General features: G+C 64.6%; 17 protein-coding genes. 14 read left to right on the forward strand and 3 right to left on the reverse strand.

All coding sequences use genetic code 11. The features are described from left to right. Positions 1 to 46: 46 nt before the first annotated feature. Positions 47 to 1,279: an acyl-CoA dehydrogenase family protein gene (locus A5777_RS10715; protein ID WP_231895020.1), complete on the reverse strand. Its 1,233-nt coding sequence runs from the start codon at positions 1,277 to 1,279 to the stop codon at positions 47 to 49. Between the two features lie 107 nt (positions 1,280 to 1,386). On the opposite strand from A5777_RS10715, the gene A5777_RS10720 reads away from it, so the two are divergent. The 14 genes from A5777_RS10720 to A5777_RS10785 all read left to right on the forward strand — a co-directional run bounded on the left by A5777_RS10720 (position 1,387) and on the right by A5777_RS10785 (position 14,717). Further along, positions 1,387 to 1,575, forward strand: coding sequence for a ferredoxin (locus A5777_RS10720; RefSeq protein WP_064862653.1), 189 nt, complete (start codon positions 1,387 to 1,389; stop codon positions 1,573 to 1,575). 84 nt (positions 1,576 to 1,659) lie between these two features. Next, complete coding sequence (locus A5777_RS10725) at positions 1,660 to 2,550, forward strand: 3-oxoacyl-ACP reductase (RefSeq protein WP_064862654.1); 891 nt, start codon at positions 1,660 to 1,662, stop codon at positions 2,548 to 2,550. 60 nt (positions 2,551 to 2,610) lie between these two features. Beyond that, positions 2,611 to 3,375, forward strand: coding sequence for an MlaE family ABC transporter permease (locus A5777_RS10730; protein ID WP_064862655.1), 765 nt, complete (start codon positions 2,611 to 2,613; stop codon positions 3,373 to 3,375). A 3-nt stretch (positions 3,376 to 3,378) separates the two neighbouring features. Further along, positions 3,379 to 4,230, forward strand: a complete 852-nt coding sequence (locus tag A5777_RS10735; protein ID WP_064862656.1) for an MlaE family ABC transporter permease — start codon at positions 3,379 to 3,381, stop codon at positions 4,228 to 4,230. A 4-nt stretch (positions 4,231 to 4,234) separates the two neighbouring features. Further along, positions 4,235 to 5,413: an MCE family protein gene (locus A5777_RS10740; protein ID WP_064862657.1), complete on the forward strand. Its 1,179-nt coding sequence runs from the start codon at positions 4,235 to 4,237 to the stop codon at positions 5,411 to 5,413. Continuing rightward, positions 5,406 to 6,473 (forward strand): MCE family protein, encoded by a 1,068-nt coding sequence (locus tag A5777_RS10745; protein WP_064862658.1) that lies wholly within the window; start codon positions 5,406 to 5,408, stop codon positions 6,471 to 6,473. Before A5777_RS10740 ends, A5777_RS10745 begins: the two co-directional genes overlap by 8 nt. After that, positions 6,470 to 7,621, forward strand: coding sequence for an MCE family protein (locus A5777_RS10750; RefSeq protein ID WP_064862666.1), 1,152 nt, complete (start codon positions 6,470 to 6,472; stop codon positions 7,619 to 7,621). The genes A5777_RS10745 and A5777_RS10750 overlap by 4 nt, the downstream gene beginning before the upstream one ends. 1 nt (position 7,622) lies before the next feature. Then, the gene (locus A5777_RS10755) at positions 7,623 to 8,897 is read left to right on the forward strand and encodes an MCE family protein (protein ID WP_064862659.1); all 1,275 of its coding nucleotides are present in this window, start codon (positions 7,623 to 7,625) and stop codon (positions 8,895 to 8,897) included. Then, positions 8,897 to 10,243: an MlaD family protein gene (locus tag A5777_RS10760; protein ID WP_064862660.1), complete on the forward strand. Its 1,347-nt coding sequence runs from the start codon at positions 8,897 to 8,899 to the stop codon at positions 10,241 to 10,243. Before A5777_RS10755 ends, A5777_RS10760 begins: the two co-directional genes overlap by 1 nt. Next, the gene (locus tag A5777_RS10765; RefSeq protein WP_064862661.1) at positions 10,240 to 11,676 is read left to right on the forward strand and encodes an MCE family protein; all 1,437 of its coding nucleotides are present in this window, start codon (positions 10,240 to 10,242) and stop codon (positions 11,674 to 11,676) included. The genes A5777_RS10760 and A5777_RS10765 overlap by 4 nt, the downstream gene beginning before the upstream one ends. Next, positions 11,673 to 12,569, forward strand: coding sequence for a hypothetical protein (locus A5777_RS10770; RefSeq protein WP_064862662.1), 897 nt, complete (start codon positions 11,673 to 11,675; stop codon positions 12,567 to 12,569). The genes A5777_RS10765 and A5777_RS10770 overlap by 4 nt, the downstream gene beginning before the upstream one ends. Then, the gene (locus A5777_RS10775) at positions 12,569 to 13,243 is read left to right on the forward strand and encodes a hypothetical protein (RefSeq protein WP_197502350.1); all 675 of its coding nucleotides are present in this window, start codon (positions 12,569 to 12,571) and stop codon (positions 13,241 to 13,243) included. The genes A5777_RS10770 and A5777_RS10775 overlap by 1 nt, the downstream gene beginning before the upstream one ends. Before the next feature lie 370 nt (positions 13,244 to 13,613). After that, entirely contained in the window at positions 13,614 to 13,877 is a 264-nt protein-coding gene (locus A5777_RS24655) for an SDR family oxidoreductase (protein ID WP_269447000.1), read from the forward strand. 69 nt (positions 13,878 to 13,946) lie between these two features. Beyond that, positions 13,947 to 14,717, forward strand: a complete 771-nt coding sequence (locus A5777_RS10785) for a glucose 1-dehydrogenase (protein WP_064862667.1) — start codon at positions 13,947 to 13,949, stop codon at positions 14,715 to 14,717. A 20-nt stretch (positions 14,718 to 14,737) separates the two neighbouring features. On the opposite strand, the gene A5777_RS10790 is transcribed toward A5777_RS10785, so the two are convergent. Both A5777_RS10790 and A5777_RS10795 read right to left on the reverse strand, forming a co-directional pair. Then, positions 14,738 to 16,231 carry an aldehyde dehydrogenase gene (locus tag A5777_RS10790; RefSeq protein WP_064862664.1) on the reverse strand — a complete coding sequence of 498 codons (1,494 nt, stop codon included), beginning with the start codon at positions 16,229 to 16,231 and terminating at the stop codon, positions 14,738 to 14,740. Between the two features lie 144 nt (positions 16,232 to 16,375). Next, positions 16,376 to 16,987: an LON peptidase substrate-binding domain-containing protein gene (locus tag A5777_RS10795; RefSeq protein ID WP_064862665.1), complete on the reverse strand. Its 612-nt coding sequence runs from the start codon at positions 16,985 to 16,987 to the stop codon at positions 16,376 to 16,378. Positions 16,988 to 16,998: the final 11 nt, after the last annotated feature.

Genomic DNA, 16,998 nt, shown 5'->3' on the forward strand with positions numbered 1-16,998 from the left:
TGATCAAGCTCACCCCGCTGATCGACCCCACCACCGCTGATCGAGCTCACCACCGCTGATCGAGCTTGTCGAGATCACCACCCACCGAGGAGCACCCGCCATGGACTTCACCCTCCCCGAGACCGCAAGGGCGGTGCGCGATCTCGCCGCCGAAGGTGAGGATCAGGGAGGTGCGCTGGTAGCGCTCGAGTCGACCGTGGAGCTGGGCGCCGGGCGAATCCTGCCGGAGCGTCGCGGCGGGTCCGACGACTTCCATCAGCAAACGGTAGGCCTCAGTAGAGAATTCGGTGCCGAAGACCTTGGTGGCCGAGGCGTCGGCAGGACTCGGCGATCCGCCGGATGCCGCGGCCGAGGCGATCTTCCAGTTGATCAACTTGAGGTACTCGACCTTCGCGTGTACCCGCGCGAGGTTGGTGCGCACCCAGGGTGCGTCGATGACCCGCTGGCCGTCGCCGGTCTTGTGTTGCTGTGCCCAGGCGACTGTTTCGCGAAGCGCGGTCTGCACGGGGGCGGCGCTGCACAACGCCACGCGCTCGTGGTTGAGCTGGTTGGTCACGAGCGGCCAGCCGCCACCCTCTTCGCCGACCCGCGCGCTGACCGGCACCCGGACGTCGGAGTAGTAGGTGGCCGACGTGTCGACACCCGACATCGTGTGCACCGGGGTGTAGTCGAAGCCGGCGCTGTCGGTCGGGACGATGAGCATCGAGATGCCCTTGTGCTTCTTCCCGCCGGGTTCGAGGGTCGACGGGTCGGTGCGGCACGCCAGCCAGATGTAGTCGGCGTAGGCGACCAGTGACGTCCACATCTTCTGTCCGTTGATCACGTACTCGTCGCCATCGCGCACGGCGGTTGTGCGTAGAGCTGCGAGATCGGTGCCTGCGGCCGGCTCGGAGTAGCCGATCGAGAAGTGCAGTTCGCCCGCTGCGATCTTGGGCAGGAAGAACGCTTTCTGCTCGTCGGTGCCGTAGTTCATGATCGTCGGCGCGACCGAGTTGATCGTCAAAAACGGGACCGGCGCGCCCGCGATCGCGGCTTCGTCGGTGAAGATCAACTGGTCCATCATCGAGCGGTTCTGACCGCCGAACTCGGTCGGCCAGCCCAGCGCGAGCCAGCCGTCCGAACCCATCTGTGCCACGACGTCGCGGTAGGCGTCGCCCTCGCCGAGTTCGCCGTCGCCGCCAGTGAGTGCGGCGCGTCGTTCGTCGGTCATCAATCCCGCGAAATACGACCGCAGCTCGCGACGGAGATCGGCCTGTTGCTCTGTGTATGCGATGCGCATCTTCGACCCCTGTGATTCCGGTGGGCACTCGCCAACTTCTGAAACACGTTCTAACCTGTATCCACTCAGCCGTCAACCAGCGGACCTGACAACGAAGAGGGGTACTGATGCGAATCAAGGCGGATTTCGACCTGTGCGAGGCCAACGGTGTGTGTGTCGGATTCGCACCCGAGTTCTTCGACCTCGATGACGACGACTACCTGGTAATTCTGTCCGAAGAGGTGCCCGACGACAAGGTCGACGAGGTGCGTCGGGCAGTGGCCGGATGCCCCAAGTCGGCGCTGCGGCTCGAGTGAATCCACGCGTGGTTTCGGGGGTTCGCTTCCGGCACTCAGAGGTCGCATGTTAGAACAGGTTCTAGTAATCGAGAGGGGTTCGTGATGGTGCAGTCACTTGATGATCGAGTCGCCGTGGTCACCGGCGCAGGCGCGGGTCTCGGCAGAGCCGAGGCGATCGGTCTCGCGTCGGCGGGTGCGACGGTGATCCTCAACGACCTCGCGAACTCACTCGACGCCAGCGACACGATGGACACCATCGCCGCCGCGGGCGGCCGAGCGGTGCCCGTCGCGGGCGATATCTCCGACTCCGGCGTGGCCGCTGAGATCATGCGCGTTGCCACCGAGGATCTCGGCCGACTCGACATCGTGGTCAGCAACGCCGGCGTCGTCCGCGACAAGATGCTCTTCAACATGACCGACGACGAATGGGATCTTGTGATCCGGGTCCACCTGCGGGGGCACTTCCTGCTCAACCGCAACGCGGGCGCCTACTGGCGTGGTGAGTCGAAGAAGGCGGGCGGACCGGTCTACGGGCGTCTGATCAACACCTCGTCGGAAGCCGGCCTGCTGGGCCCCGAGGGGCAGGCGAACTACGCCGCAGCCAAGGCCGGGATCACTGCGCTCACCCTCTCCTCGTCGCGCGCGCTCAAGCGATACGGCGTGCGTGCGAACGCGATCTGCCCGCGTGCGCGGACCGCGATGACCGCCGCGGTGTTCGGTGAAGCACCCACCGATGGCGTCGACCCGCTGTCGCCCGAGCATGTCGTACGACTCGTGAATTTCCTCGCCTCGCCCGACTCCGACGACGTGACCGGACAGGTCTTCGTCGTCTACGGTCCGCGCGTTACCCTGATGGCCGCGCCGACCGTCGATGAGGTCTTCGAAGCCGAGGGCGACGCCTGGAACGCCGACGATTTGACGAAGTCGCTGACGTCGTATTTCGCGGAACGGGATCCGTCGAAAACCTTCACGGCGCGTGGGCTGGTCAACTGACCCACTTCTGTGAGTTTTGCGTGCTAGGTTGCTTGGAAACCGGGGAAGAGGAGCAGACGTTTGTCGCGCAGGCTTGACGCGCCGCTGGAGCAGATCGGCGACTTCGTTGCCCTAGGGGTCGATTCATTTCGCGAGCTGTTTCACCGCCCTTTTCAGTGGCGGGAGACGGTCGAGCAATCGTGGGCGATCGCGCGTGTCTCGATGATGCCGACGCTGCTCGTGGCGATCCCCTTCACCGTGCTCGTCAGCTTCACGCTGAACATCCTGCTGCGTGAGATCGGTGCGCAAGACCTGTCGGGAGCCGGCGCGGCGCTCGGCACGATCACTCAGATCGGTCCCATCGTCACGGTGCTCATCGTCGCGGGCGCGGGTGCCACGGCCATCTGCGCCGACCTCGGCGCTCGGACGATCCGCGAGGAGATCGACGCGATGGAGGTGCTCGGGATCAATCCGGTGCATCGGCTCGTGGTTCCCCGTGTGATCGCCTCGACCGGCGTGGCGCTGTTGCTCAACAGTCTCGTGTGCACGATCGGTATCGGCGGCGGGTTCCTGTTCTCCGTGTACCTGCAGGATGTGAATCCAGGTGCCTTCCTCGCGAGCCTGACGCTGCTGACCGGCTTCGGCGAACTGATGATCTCGATGGTCAAAGCGGCGCTGTTCGGGCTGTTCGCGGGATTGGTCGGCTGCTATCAGGGACTGAACGTCAAGGGCGGTGCCAAGGGCGTCGGCGATGCTGTGAACGAGACCGTCGTCTACTCCTTCATGGCTCTGTTCGTGGTCAACGTCGTTGTCACCGCGGTCGGCGTGAAGGCGACGGCGGGCTGAGCAATGGTCCTTCCCTTCACGACGCGGCTCCAGACCGCCAGAGTCGCGATCAAACGCGCGGGCGACGACTGGAACCAAATCGGCGATCAGGCTCTCTTCTACTGGGACAGCCTTGTCGCGATCCCGCGAGCGGTACGCCAGTACAAGAAAGAGACGCTGCGGCTGATCGCGGAGATCTCCATGGGTTCGGGTGCCCTGGCGATGATCGGCGGCACCGTCGTCGTGGTCGGATTCCTGACGTTGTTCACCGGCGGCACCATCGCCGTCCAGGGCTACAGCTCGCTGGCCAACATCGGTGTCGAGGCGCTGACGGGATTCTTCTCGGCGTTCAGCAACGTCCGCATCGCGGTTCCGGTGATCGCGGGTATCGCGCTCGCCGCGACGATCGGTGCGGGAGCGACAGCGCAGTTGGGCGCCATGCGGGTCAGCGAGGAGATCGACGCACTCGAGACCATGGCGATCTCGTCGATTCCCTACCTGGTCAGCACGCGCATCGTCGCGGGCATGATCGCGATCATCCCGCTCTACTCGCTCGCCTCCCTGGCCGCCTTCGTTGCCAGCCGATTTGCGACGGTCGTCATCTACGGGCAGTCGTCGGGTGTGTACGACCACTACTTCAACACGTTCCTGATCCCGTCGGACATTCTCTGGTCGTTCGTGCAGGCCATTTGTATGGCCATCGCGGTGATGCTGATCCACACCTACTACGGCTACAACGCCGACGGCGGTCCGGTCGGCGTCGGCGTCGCGGTCGGCAACGCGGTGCGCGCGTCGCTGGTGGTCGTCGTCGTCATCACGTTGCTCACTTCGCTCGCCATCTACGGCGCCGACGGCAAGTTCAACCTGGCGGGCTGATCAGATGGCGCGCAGACAGGAGCGGAGCACGCTGGTCCGCAAGACGGCGGCGGTGATCATGGTGGGTGGCCTCGTCGCGGTTGTCGTCGGTGCGGGCGCACAGTTCCTCGGGTGGTTTGCCGACACCCAATCGGTCACTCTCAACACCCCGCGCGCCGGTCTGGTGATGAGCCCCGACGCCAAGGTGAAACTGCGCGGCGTGCAGGTCGGCAGGGTTGCGACGATCAGGCAGACCGACGGCCACGCGGTGCTCGATCTCGACATCGACTCCGACAAGATGTCGCAGATCCCGCAGAACGTGACCGCCGACATCAAGTCCAACACGGTTTTCGGGGCCAAGGCAGTCAACCTGGTGGTCCCCGAGTCCGGACCGCAGGGCCACCTCTACGCGGGCCAGGTGATCGCGGCCGACCGCGTCGTCGTCGAACTCAACACTGTCTTCCAACAGTTGGTCAACGTGCTTGCCGACCTCCAGCCCGAGAAGCTCAATGCCGTCATGGGCGCCGTCGACACCGCGCTGTCGGGACAGGGCAAGCAGATCGGTGCGTCGCTCGACCAACTGTCGGGGTTGCTCGCGAAGACCAACCCTCATCTGCCGGAGCTCAACGAGGCGATCGAACAGGCCGCGGGAGCGACCAATGTGTACGCCGACGCCATGCCGGATCTCATGCGGACCGTCGACAACGCGACGTTCCTCGGCAACACATTGCTCGACAACTCGGCCAACCTCGACGCACTGCTGATCAACGCGACGGGGATGGCCAATACGATCAACGGGGTACTCTCGCCGCCCAAGCAGACGCTGATCAATTCGTTGTCGAACCTGAACCCCGTCGCGCGGCTCCTCGGCTACCAGTCGCCGGGACTCACATGCTTTTTGACCGCGAGCGCGCAGGCCGCGGATCTCGCCAAGCCGATGCTCGGCGGAAAGAACAACAATCTGCTGTTGTATGCGGGATTGCAGCCGGGCACCGACCCGTACACGTATCCGCAGAGCCTGCCGATCGTCGGTGCCGACGGCCCGCCGACCTGCGAAGGAGCGTTGAGCAACCCGACAACCGACGTCAACACCGGCTTCTACGTGACCGACAACGCTCCCGTGCCCTACCAGCCACGCACCACTCCGAAGGCCTCACGCGAGAAGCTCTTCCAGGTGCTCTTCGGGGAGCCAGCCCGTGGTTGACAATCGCACTCGCGCGTTCCGCGCCACCGTCATCAAGCTGGGCGCATTCGCGACGGTCATGGTCTTGGTCTTCGTCGGCCTCGTCGCCGTGTTCAGCAACTACCGACCGGGATCGTCGTCGGACTACTCCGCGATCTTCACGAGTGCGTCGGAGATGAAGTCGGGGTCGAAAGTGAAGATCGCCGGCGTGCAGGTCGGCACCGTGCACAAGGTCGGGTTGACGCGAAGCAACGACGCCGAGGTGTCGTTCAGCGTCGACGAGAAGTACCGATTACCCAGGTCCGTGCGCGCGTTGATTCGCTACGAGAACCTCACGGGCGACCGCTATGTCGACATCGAGCAGGGCGAGGGCGATCCCGACGACACACTGCCCTCGGGAGCGACGATCCCGATCGGACAGACCGAGCCCGCGATGGACCTCGACAAGTTGCTCGGCGGGTTCAAACCGTTGTTCCGCACGCTGAACCCCGACGAGGTGAACCAACTGTCGGCGTCGTTGATCGAGGTCTTTCAGGGCCGAGCGCAGCGGGAGGCGTTGACCAATCTGCTCGCGCAGACGTCGTCGTTCACCGGCGCGCTCGCCGATCGTGATCAATTGATCGGCGACGTCATCGACAACCTCAACCAGACGCTCGGCATTCTCGACGGCGACAAGAAAGGTCTCGACACCAGCCTCGATCAGATGCAGCAGTTGATCACCGGCCTGTCGGCACAGCGCGGAACCATCGGGAACGCGCTGACGCAGACGGCCGCGGTGACCAACGGACTGTCGGGGTTGCTCGGTGCGACGCGTCCCGATCTCAAGCAGATCGTCGCCGAGACGGGCACGGTCTCGGGCAACCTGTTGAAGTCGGAGCCATACCTGCGGCAACTCGCGGGACGACTCCCCAATGACTTCAAGAAGCTCTCCAATCTCGGCAGCTACGGTGCATGGCTGCAGATCTACTTCTGTCGAATCCGGTTGCTGCTCAGCGGACCCGACGGCAAGCAGTACTTCTTCACCTCCAACGACGTGATGGGCGATACCACCAAGGCCGGCGGGAGGTGCGCGGCGACATGAGCGAGAAGCGGGCGCTCCTCAACGGGCGCAGCAGAGTGCAGATCGGCCTCATCGGCGTTGTCGTCACCGCGATGGTCGTGATCGTCGCGATGCAGATGGACAAGCTGCCGTATCTGTCACCGATCAGCAGATACACCGCGTATTTCGACGACGCGGGCGGGCTGGTGACCGGCGACATCGTGACGGTCTCCGGCGTGAAGGTCGGTACGGTCGAGAACATCGTGCTCGCACCGACCGACCAGGGCACGAAGGCCTCGGTCACCTTCCGCATGAACGACACCGTGGTGATGGGTACGGACACGCAGGCCGCGATCAAGACCGAAACAGTGCTCGGCAGAAGGAATCTGACGATTCTGCCGCACGGCGGTGGACGGATCCGGCCGGGCGAGTCGATCGCCAACCGGAACACCATCGCACCGTATTCACTCTCCGACGCTCTCGACGAGTCGACCAATTCGCTCGCACAGACCGACACCGATCAGCTCAACAAGGCCCTCGACACCCTGTCGGTGACGTTCTCGTCGACACCCGACGAAGTACAGGGCGCGGTCGACGGCGTGTCACGGCTGTCCAAGGCGATTGCCGACCGCGACAACAACCTTCGTGCACTGCTGGCCAAGGCCAACGGTGTCACCGACGTCATCGGTGATCGGAGCAAGCAGATCAATCAGCTTCTCGTGGACGCCAATTCGCTTGTCGGCGAACTGCAGTTCCGACGCACCGCCATCGCGCAGCTCATCAGTGGTACCCGCGACGTCGCCGAGCAGATCTCCGGATTCATCAAGGAGAACAACGAACAATTGCGGCCTGCACTGACGAAACTCGACGGTGTGCTCGACATCCTCAACGACAACGAGGAGAACCTCAAACAGACTCTCGACCGGCTGGGGCCGTACGCCAACGCGCTCGGCGAGGCCGTCGCATCGGGTCCACGGTTCGAATCCCTGGTCGGCGTCAGTACTTTCGGCGATTACACCGCGACGTTCATGAAGATTCTTCAGCAGAAGTATCCCGAGGCGTGGAAGGCGTTCGGCTACAGCGGTTTCCCGCTGCTGCCGCAGGCATGGAGCCAAGCACCGCCTTCCCCGCCGAAGAACACCGCACCGGCGCCGCCGCCCACCTACCCGACTCCGACGGCAGGTGGCTGACATGACATTCCGTCGTTCCCTTCCGGGAAGTCGAAAGGCATGGGGCGCAGCGGGTCTGGTGGCGTTGCTGGTTCTCGCGGCCATCATCGGATACGCGGTCTACGACCGGGCGACCACCAAGACGATCACCGCCTATTTCCCGTCGGTGAACGGTCTCTACACCGGCGACACCGTGCGTGTGCTCGGCGTCCGCGTCGGAAAGGTCGGCTCCATCACGCCTCGTGCGGGCGATGTGAAGGTGACGCTCGACGTCGATCGGTCGACGGCGATTCCGGCCGACGCGCGGGCCGTGGTGGTGGCCCAGAGTCTCGTTTCCGGCCGGTTCGTCCAACTGACTCCGGTCTACGCGGGCGGAGAGCAGCTCAACGACGGCAGCGCGATTCCCATGGAGCGCACCGCTGTTCCGATGGAGTGGGACGACGTCAAGAAGCAACTCTCGAGTCTGACCAAGGCGATCGGACCCGATGGCGCCGACAAGGGATCGGCCGCCAAGCTGATGGACGTCGCCGACAAGAACCTGCAGGGCAACGGTGAGGCGATCAATTCGTCGATCACCAACCTCTCCGACGTGATGTCGACGCTGTCGTCGGGCCGCGACGACCTCTTCTCGACGATTCGCAACCTGCAGAAGCTGACCGACGCGCTCTCGACGAGTCACGAGGAGCTGGTCCAGTTCAACGGCCGGATCGCCTCTGTGACAGATGTTCTCGCCGACAACACGACGCAGCTCGACGGCGCGATGCACAATCTGGATTCCGCGATGAGCGACATCACGGCGTTCATCGACCAGAACAAGCAGGCGTTGACCAGCTCGGTGGCGAAGCTGTCGACCACGACACGCATCCTCGCGGACAAGGACAACCAGATCCGCGGGCTGCTGCACTCGGCGCCCAATCAGCTCGCCAACTTCTACAACATCTACAACCCGCTGACCGGCTCACTGTCCGGCGTTTTCGGGCTGGGCATGGGCAACAACCTCATCACGCTGCTCTGCGGAACGATGGAGGCCAACAACAGGCCGGGCCAGAGCCAGGCCGACGTCGAGAAGTGTGTCGATGTGCTTGCGCCCGTTCTCGGTTCGATCTCGGTGGCGTACCCGCCTTTCCTCTCCGATCCGGTCGTCGGCAAGAGCGCACTACCCAGCCAGGTCACCTACCAGAACGCCGACGTCAAAGCCCGCGCCCAGCAGGGCATTCGTGATCAGGACGCAGCGACGCGTCGCGGTAACGGCGGCGGGCTCGGCGACCTGCTGGTGCCGTGGGGAGGTGAGGGCTGATGCTGCGCCCCAACCGAACTCGCGGGTCGCGCCGCAGAAGCCTGCGCGCCGCGCTCATGATCGCGGTGGTCACGGCCATCGCGACGGCCTGTGGATTCGACGGCGCCGACAGCCTGCCCGTGCCGGGCGCACAGGGCACCGGCAACGGATCGTACGAGATCTCAGCGGTGATCCCGACCGCGGCGGGTCTCACCAACAACTCACCGGTGATGCTGAACGACGTGACGGTCGGAAGCGTCGGCAATATCGATGTCGACGCGAATTGGCATGCGGCGGTGCCGATCAGGCTCAACCCGGGAGTGCAGGTTCCACGCGGTTCGTACGTGAAGGTCGGGATGACGAGCGTGCTCGGGTCGACGCATCTGGCGATCGTGCCACCCGAGAAGGCGACAACCGGCTACCTTCACGCCGGCGATCAGATCCCGCTGCCCGCGTGCCCGGAGCAGAAGAACATCGAGCAGCCATCGGGCCAGCGGGTCGCAGACATCAACTCCGCCCAGCAGGTACCCCAGTGCGCATACCCGACCACCGAACAGGTGCTCAGCGCACTATCGGTGGTCCTCAACGGTGGCGGACTCTCGCAGCTCGGCGACATCACCCACGAGCTCAGTCAAATTCTCGGCGGCAACGCGGCGTCGATTCGTGCACTCGTGCCGCGGCTGAACACGCTCGTCTCCGACCTCGCGAGCCAGTCGGGCGACATCATCAACGCGATGGACGGCCTCGACCGGTTGACTAGAACAATCAACGAGCAGAAGCCGACCGTCGAAAAGGCGCTTGCCGACGGTCCCGACATCCTGCGCATGCTCAACGACGAACGCGACAAGTTCACCGGCGCATTGTCGGCGCTCAGTGGCCTGTCTTCGACCGTCAACGACGTGTTGCGCGCCAACACCGACGACATCAAGACCATCGTCGCGAACCTGAATCCGACGCTCGGGGCACTCGCTGCGGCAGGGCCTGCGCTGCCCGGGGCGACCAGGATCTTGTTCACCTTCCCATTCTTGGAGGAGACGATTCCGAAGATCGTCAAGGGCGACTACGTGAACTCCGACCTCGTGCTCGACCTGACGGTCGACAGACTCAAACAGACGATTCTGATGACCTCGGGTCTCGTCGGACCAGAAGGCGTGGCGGGCCAGCCTGCCGGAGCGGCCAAGCGCGGGCTCGACCCGTTCACGTCGCCACTCGTGCCCGGCGGTGAGAAGCGGCCCGACAGCTCGGAACCGGTCCCCGCGGGTACTCCGGACTCGACTGCGACGGGCACGTCCACCGCTCCCCAGACACCTGCTTCCCAGACTCCTGCTTCCCAATCGCCCGCACCCGCGAATGGGGGTGGCCGATGAAGATCACCAGATTCGTCCGGATGCAGCTCACGATCTTCGCGATCGTCACCGTCGTCGCTCTTGTCGCGATGGCCGTGTACTACGTGCGATTGCCCGCGATGGCTGGTGTCGGCCGCTACGACGTGACTCTCGAGCTCCCGAGCACGGGCGGCATTTACACCAACGCCAACGTCAGCTATCGGGGTGTGAACGTCGGCAAGGTCAAAGAGGTGCGCCTGACGTCCGACGGTGTCGCGGCGACGCTGTCGATCCAGAGCTCGGCGAAGATCCCGGCGGACTCCGCGGCGTCGATCCGCAGCGTGTCGGCGGTCGGTGAGCAGTTCGTCGAGTTCACACCCAAGTCCGGGTCGGGTGGCGAGTACCTCGGCGACGGTGCGGTCGTGCACAGCACCGACGTGCCGGTGGAGATCTCCTCGGTGCTCGAGCAGGCCAACGCTCTGCTCGCCAAGGTGGGCGACACCCGGCTACGCAACGTGATGGACGAGGCATTCACCGCATTCAACGGAACCGGTGAGGATCTTCGTCGCCTGCTCGACTCGATGACGCTCCTCGTCGCCGACGCCGACAAGAACGTCGACGTGACAATCGATCTGATCAAGCAGACCGGCCCGCTGTTGGAAACGCAGAACAGGACCGCCGATTCGGTCCGTGCGTGGACGGCGAACGCCGTCAAGGTGACCGACCAGTTGCGTGCCAACAAGCCCGAGATCACCGACATACTCACCAAGGGGCCATCGACGGCGTCGAAGTCGCAGCAGTTGTTCGCGGACATGGATCAGACGCTTCCGATGCTGATCAACAATCTCGGCGTCGCGTCGAAGACACTTGCGCTCTACCTGCCGAATCTCCAGCAGGTGGTGGTGATCTATCCGAGGTTGATCAGCGCGCTGTTGACCGCGGTCCATCAGGGCTCGGCCGAGTACGGGCCGAGCGTGCTGTTCTCGCTCGGCTTCCAAGATCCTGCGCCGTGCACCGTCGGATTCATGCCGTCCAACGAGTGGCGCAGTCCCGCCGTGCAAACCGCCCGCGACCTGCCTCCGGGTCTCCTGTGCCGGTTGCCGCAGGATGCGCAGATCGCGGTTCGTGGTGCCAGGAACTTCCCGTGCGCCGAGTTCCCAGGACGACGTGCCCCGACTCCTGAGGAATGCCGAACCGGCTTCAAGGCCAGCACGGAGAAAAACGTGGCTCTGCCCAACGGGATTCCGGGCCTCGTGCCCGCGCCCGCCGGCTATACGACGCCGGGTACCCCCGGGTCGTATGAGGCCGGTCCCGCCGTCTACGGCACCACGTACGATCCGGATACGGGCGACTTCATCGGCCCCGACGGCAAGACGTACAACGCCGGAACCGGCAGGGATGCCCCTGCGAGCAGCGACAGTCAAGGACACAAGAGCACGTGGCAGGGATTGATCACCAGCGGGATGGACGGGTGAGTCGGCAGGTAGGCGCTCAACCGGTCCGCTCGGCACCGCTGCGCCGGGGCCGCAAGAACAAGCGCGAACCGATCGAGCCCGCAGGAATCGAGCCCACAGAAAGCGCCACGGTATCGGCCGAACTCGGCGAGAGCACTGCCGAGGCTGTTGCGGGTGGTTCAGAACCCACGGACAGCGCCGCCGCACCTGCCGAGGACACCACGGAGGTCGTCGAGGGCGCTGACGATTTCACTGAGGTTCCCGCGGAAGCCGTCGAGCCTTCTGCAGAACCCGCGGAGCGCTCTGCCGAACCCGTAGACGGCACAGGGGAACCCGCCGCGGTCAGCTACCGCGAACGGCGAGCCAAAAGGCAGGGTTCGACGCCGAGCCGGCCGGTGGAACGTCGAGCGCGGGTGGGCCGCGGCGCGGGTGGCAAGTGGGTCGTCGCAGGTGTGGTGTGCGCGCTGTTCATCGTCGCGTGCGTCGTCGCGTCGACCTTCTTCGCCGTCGGAACCAGTCGGCTCGACCACCAAAACGAGCTGCGAGCGTCGTACTCGGGCTTTGCACGTCAGATGACAATCGACCTGACATCGCTCAACCCTGGCAACGTCGACAAGGCGTTGCAGACAGTGCAGGACAAGACGAGTGGCCCTGCGCAGCAACGGATCAAGCAGTCCATGGCCCAGGTGACCGACCTGATCCGTACCCAGAATCAGACCGTCACGTCGTCGGTGGTCACCGACGCGGTCACCAAGGCGACCGACGACGAGGGCTCGGTGATCGTCGTGTACGGATGGGAGATGAAGTCGCAGGATCCCAAGCAGGAGACTGTTATTCAGACGTTCCGCTGGCGAGTGGACATCACACGGATCAACGGTGATCTCAAGATGACCAACTTCGAGTGGGTGGTCTGATGGCGACTGCAATCACCACGCGCCGGCTCGTCGGAGTGGGCCTCGCCGTCATCGCGGTGGCGTGTGCCGTGCTGACCGGATTTCTCGGATTCAGGTACTTCGACGCTCGTGCCACGGAGGACTCGCGTGAGTCATCACTGTCTGCGGCAAGGGATTACGCGACGACGATGTTCGGCTACGACCCGGTGAACGTTGCCGATCACGTGCAGCGGTCCAAGAACGTCGTCATCGGATCGGCGAAGACCGAGTACGACAGGCTGATCGCGCAGCCGCTGCCCGACGACAAGGACAACTTTGTCGAGGGAGTGCGCAAGCAGCGCGTCGTCTCTCAGGCCGTCATCCAGGACGCAGGCGTCGTGACCAACACACGCGACACCTCGACGGTGCTCCTCTTCATGAATCAGTCGGTCAGCCGCAACGGTAAGGATCTCGTGCGGGTGGACCCGAGCCGACTGACGTTCTCGATGGTCCGCCACGACGACACCTGGATGATCGAGAAGATCGAGATCATCACCGACGACTCGTTCCGCAGTCGTATCGAGCAGACATCGACTCCGCCGGCGGGTGCGGTCCCGCTTCCTGGACCGTCATCGGCGAGTCCATCGTCGGCCAGTCCAGCACCGACTCCGCCGCCTGCCGCTCCCGCTGAATCGTCTGCACCACCCGCTGGTTAGCGGTAACACCCCCTTTTGTGCGGACGGACCAAATCTGTCCGTGGACTTCATGTCCAGAGGACATGGTGTAGGTCACTCCGGCATAGTTAGTGTCGTGTGGCACACAGCAGGGCGGCGCCGAGGGGCAATTTCCGCGAATAAGCGTCCGCCGCAACGACTTTCGTGATGAATCACGATGCAGTCCTCGAATTCAGTCACCTATCGGTGATGTCGTCGCACCTGTTGTGCAGCGCCAACAGATTCGAGAGAGGTCCGTGTCGATGTCGGAAGCGTCCAATTCGGAATTGCAGGGTAAGCGCGTTTTCATCACCGGTTCTGCGCGCGGGTCGGGCGGGGAATCGCCGAGCTGGCGATCAGCCGCGGCGCTCAGGTGGTGATCAGTGACTTCGACGAGGACCGTGTCAACGCCGACTGTCCCGGATTCGCGGATACGTCGATGGTCGACCGGCTCGCCCCCGAGTTCGAAGCGGCGACCGACGCCCCCTTCGGTGACCTCGTCGCCGCAAAGCAAGGACGTCTCGGAACCGTGGAAGACATCGCGGAGGTCGCGTGCTTCCTCGCATCCGACCGCGCGAGTTGGGTAACCGGAAGCCACTATGTGCTCGACGGCGGGCTCACCGCTTCCCTTGTCTGACTTCGTATTTCGATTCACTCCGACCTATACGTAGAAAACGTTCCACCAGTGGAGAAAGAGGACCAACTCATGTCACAGAAGCTGGACGGTCGCGTTGCCGTCGTCACCGGAGCGGGCGCAGGACTCGGCGCCGCAATCGCCAGACGGTTCGGAGAGGAGGGTGCGCGTGTGGTGGTCTCCGACATCAACGCCGACGCCGCCAAGTCGGTCGCGTACTCGATCGACGGCGCTATCGCGTGCACCACGGATGTCACCGACGAGGCGCAGGTGCAGCAACTGATCGCCGACACGCAGGATCATTTCGGCGGGCTGCACATCATGGTTCCCAACGCGGGGGTCGGTTCCGTGCAGCCGATTGCGGAGATGTCGTACGCGGACTGGCGAAAGACCACCTCGGTCAACCTCGACGGCGTGTTTCTCTCGATCCGCTACGCCGCACCGGCGATCATCGCGTCCGGCGGAGGGTCGATCGTGACGATCAGCTCGATCACCGCGACCGCGGGCTCCGCGCTGATCGCGCCGTATGCCGCGGCCAAGGCTGCCGTACGCAACCTCACCGAGACCGCCGCCGCGGAGTTCCGGGCGCACGGCATCCGGGTCAACGCCGTACTGCCGGGCTTCATCGATACGGAACTGGTCACCACCGCGGCTCCGCTGTTCGAAGCCGCCCTCGGGCTACCCGAAGGCGGCTTCGACACGGTCATGGCGCAGAAGCAGGGCCGCTACGGAACGCCGGAAGAAGTAGCTGCTGCGGTAACCTTCTTCGCCTCGGACGAGTCGTCGTGGTGCAACGGCAGCAGCCTCGTGCTCGACGGTGGATTCGTGAGTTCGCTGCTCTGAAGCCGAGCCTGGGACTCGAGTCAGGAGACCTGATAGCCCATCGGCATCATCGTCGACTTGTGTTCGACGAACGACTCGAGTCCCTCGGGCCCGCATTCGCGGCCGATGCCCGAGCTCTTGAAGCCACCGAACGGTGAGCCGGGGTCGATGGCGTAGAAGTTGATCCCGAAGGTGCCGGTGCGGATCTTCTCGGAGATTTCGATGCCCCGCTCGACGTCGGCCGTCCACACGGTGCCCGCCAGGCCGTAGTCGGAGTCGTTGGCGATGGCGATCGCGTCGTCGACGTCGTCGTAGGTGATGACCGACAGCACCGGGCCGAAGATCTCTTCCTGGGCGATCGTCATGTCGTTGGTGACGTCGGTGAAGATCGTCGGGGTGAGGAAGTAGCCGGAGTCGAGGCCTTCGGGGCGGCCGCCTTCGAGGGTCGCGGTGGCGCCCTCTTGCTTGCCCTTGGCGATGTAGCCCTCGATCTTCTCCAGCTGGCGCTTGTTGATGACTGGTCCGAGCTGGCTGTCGGGTTCGCTCGGCAGGCCGACCTTCATGGCGTTGGCTGCCTCGACCATTGCCGCGACGATCTCGTCCTTGCGGCTCGCGGGTACCAACACCCTGGTCTGCGCGACGCACGCCTGTCCGGTGTTGAACAGGCCGAGGAAGACCATCATGCCGATGTTGTTGATGTCGACGTCGTCGAGGACGATCGCCGCCGACTTGCCGCCGAGCTCCAGCGAGCAGCGTTTGAGCGATTCGGCGCACGCGGCGCCGATCTGCCGACCGGCGGCCGTCGATCCGGTGAACGTGATCTTGTCGACGTCCGGGTGTGCAACCAGCGCTTTGCCGGTGTCCGGCCCGCCGGGGATTATCGAGATGACTCCCTCGGGAACGCCTGCCTCGGTGAAGATCTCGGCGACGGCGTTGGCCGTTCGCGGTGTCTCCGGTGCCGGTTTGAGCACCACCGAACAGCCTGCAGCCAGCGCTGCGCCGAGCTTGTTGCAGACGAGGAAGAGCGGGACGTTCCATGCGGTGATCGCGCCGACGACCCCGACCGGTTCACGCGTGATGCGCGTGGTGCCGAACAGGCCGTTGCGGTACTCGGTCCAGTCGTAGTTGCGTGCGGCCTCGGCGTACGAGCGCAGCACGCCGGTGCCGGGCAGCTTCTGCAGCATGTCGACGGCGCTCGGCGGGGCACCCATCTCCGACGACACCAGAGCCGAGATCGCTTCTGCGCGTTCGTCGATGATGTCGGCCACGCGATCGAGCACGGCTGCACGGTCTTCCGGAGACTTCTGCGACCACACGCCAGAATCGAAGGCGGCGCGAGCGGTACGGACTGCCGTGTCGACGTCGACCTCGTCGGCGAGCGGAACGGATGCGACTCGCTCGCCGGTCGCGGGCGAGAAAACCTCGAGGGTCTCGGTCGAATGGGGCTTGACCCACGTGCCGCCGATGTAGAGCTCGGTCCGGTCGTCGGATGTGCCTGCCTCGTTCGAAGAACGAGGTTCGACGGTCTGGGTCATGCGTGCTCCTGAAGTTGGTACCCGATGTTTCCCTCGACTCCGCTGTGCTCTGGAGATTGCTGAACACTCTTCGGGGAGGGGCGCGGACAGGTGTGAACCACCGCACATCCAATACTAGAACACGTTCTAACTCTGGTGTCGAGATCAGGAATCGAAGGCGATGCGGGCGGCAAATCCTTCGACGGCGTCGTCGAGTATCGCGATCCGCGCGGGGGTGTCGGGTGCTTCGAGGAGTGACTGTCGGTCGGCGGCGCCGATCGGAAGGCGGGCCGCCCAGCCGAAGAGCCCGGCGTCGTCGAGGTCGGCGTCGTCGAACGAAGGCAGGTCGTCGGGGATGGGTGTGCCACGCCGGGTATAGGCGTCGACGACGATCTCGCGGATGCGGGCTCCGAGCGCGAGCGAGTCGGCACGGGCCGTGGCGGTGGTCTTCGGCTCGTTGAGGACCGACACCTCGGCGCGCGGGTACGGATCATCGGGCAACCATTCGGTCACCCGGAAACGTCTGGTGCCGACGCAATGGACGTACGACAGTCCGCCCGGGTCGCGGCTCACGCGGTCGATTGCCGCGAAGGTTCCGACGTCGTGGCGAACATCGCCGCCGCCGACCTCCGAACCGCGCGCGATGAGAACGACACCGAAACGTGGCGGGCCGTCGGCGACGGCGAGGCAGTCGTCGAGCATCGTTCGATAGCGCGGTTCGAAGATCCGCAGCGGAAGCACCTCACCCGGCAGCAGCGCTGTGCCGAGCGGGAACATGGGTTGTGCGC

It is taken from the genome of Gordonia sp. 852002-10350_SCH5691597, assembly GCF_001665715.1.
Lineage (GTDB): Bacteria > Actinomycetota > Actinomycetes > Mycobacteriales > Mycobacteriaceae > Gordonia > Gordonia sputi.